Below are 1,796 nucleotides of genomic sequence, written 5' to 3'. Positions count from 1 at the left end.
CCTTTGAAGCTCTTTTTCCATTAATATAGTTCTTCGCTAAGTAAAATAAAGGTTCAACAACCATTTTGTATGCTACTGTAAGAATTATTCCCATTAAAACCCAAACTACGGGGTTAGAGATGAGCATAGCAAGTGGAAAGGTCAATAGAGGGGATCCTATTACCGCCCCTAAACAGCCAGCAGCGAATGTGGCTGCTAGGCATACACAAGTAGCGTAGATAACGAATTCCTCACCAGCAAAGTAAGTGCTCTCTTTTTGATTATTTTTTGTAATGCCCAACATACTACACCCTATGAACGCTAAGTTAATTAAATTTTAACAAATTCTAACAAAAAATCAACCATAATAATTTTAGTAGTATGAGAAAATATTGAATATTAAGAGCTTTTGGAGTACAGTAACAATGTTAGTAATAGCACAATATATGCACGATATAGAATATATACGCAAAAACCCTGAAGGATTTGAAAAGGCAATGAAAAGCAGGGGAATTAGAGAATCTACTGCGGAAGAGATATTAGAAATCGATCACGAGAAAAGATCATTAACCACTAAACTGCAGGATTTGAATAGGCAGCGCAATGAAATCACAGAGGAAATAAAAAAGCTTAAAATGAGCAAGAGCCCCTGTGAAGAGCAAATAGAGTTGTCAAAAAGCATCACAAATGAGATAGAGGCAATCAGCTTAAAAGAACAAGCAGAAAAGGATAAGTTAGTGAATGTTTTATCTAACTTGCCGAATATTCCTGCGCAAGATGTGCCAATAGGCGCAGATGAGAACTCTAATTTAGAGGTGAGAAGATATGGAGGAAAAAGACAGTTTGATCCAGAATCTCATTATGAACTCGGAGAAAAATTAGGTTTAATAGACTTCGAACAAGCGGCGAGAATTTCCGGATCAAGATTTACGATATTAAAAGGACAGTTAGCTAAGCTTGGACGAGCGCTAATAAATTTTATGCTTGAAATGCATGTTAATGAATTTGGCTATACTGAGGTGTACCACCCGACTTTGGTGAAAAACGAGGCTATGTATAATGTTGGTCAGCTACCGAAATTTTCTGACGATTCGTATTTAACTACCGACGAATTGAGGTTGATTCCCACAAGTGAAGTGTTTTTAACAAATTTAGTTGCTGACAAAATAATGGAAGAAAAAGAACTGCCTATTCGCTTTACTGCATATTCGGAGTGCTTTCGTAAAGAAGCAGGCAGCGCAGGGCGAGACACGAGAGGTATGATAAGGCAACACCAATTTGGTAAAGTGGAATTGGTTAGTATCACAACTGAAGACCAATCAAATGATGAACTTGAGCGCATGACGAGTATTGTTGAAGAGATATTAAAAAAACTAGAATTACCGTATAGAGTAATGCTACTCTGTAGTGGTGATATGGGTTTTGCTGCACAAAGGACTTATGACATAGAGGTATGGTTACCTGAGCAAGATAAATATAGAGAAATATCAAGCTGCTCAAATTGTGGTGCATTTCAAGCAAGAAGGATGAACACTAAATACTCTTCAGAAACTGATAAAAAGATGAAAAAATATATTCACACTTTAAACGGCTCAGCTTTAGCTATAGGAAGAACGATTATTGCCATAATGGAGAATTATCAAAATTCTGACGGGTCGATTGCAATACCAAACGTGTTGCAAAAATACATGAGTAATGATACTGTTATAAGCAAATAATAATTTTGACATATAGAAAAGCGAGGAAATAAAGATGAAGGTTCTGGTTATAGGTTCTGGTGGGCGTGAGCACGCTCTACTTTGGGCTCTAAAAAAATC

At 36.6% G+C, this 1,796-nt stretch carries 2 protein-coding genes; both read left to right on the top strand.

The window, feature by feature from the left end:
- The first annotated feature begins 425 nt into the window (after positions 1-425).
- Positions 426-1,697, top strand: a complete 1,272-nt coding sequence (serS, locus tag WGMM_RS01495; RefSeq protein WP_038249047.1) for a serine--tRNA ligase — start codon at positions 426-428, stop codon at positions 1,695-1,697.
- 34 nt (positions 1,698-1,731) lie between these two features.
- Positions 1,732-1,796 (top strand): hypothetical protein (locus WGMM_RS07310; RefSeq protein WP_410543200.1); only part of this gene is annotated, 65 nt, incomplete at its 3' end.

The organism is Wolbachia endosymbiont of Glossina morsitans morsitans (assembly GCF_000689175.1).
Taxonomy (GTDB): domain Bacteria; phylum Pseudomonadota; class Alphaproteobacteria; order Rickettsiales; family Anaplasmataceae; genus Wolbachia; species Wolbachia pipientis.
The sequence above is the reverse complement of the archived record's forward strand: the minus strand, read 5'-3'. Positions and strand labels throughout refer to the sequence as shown.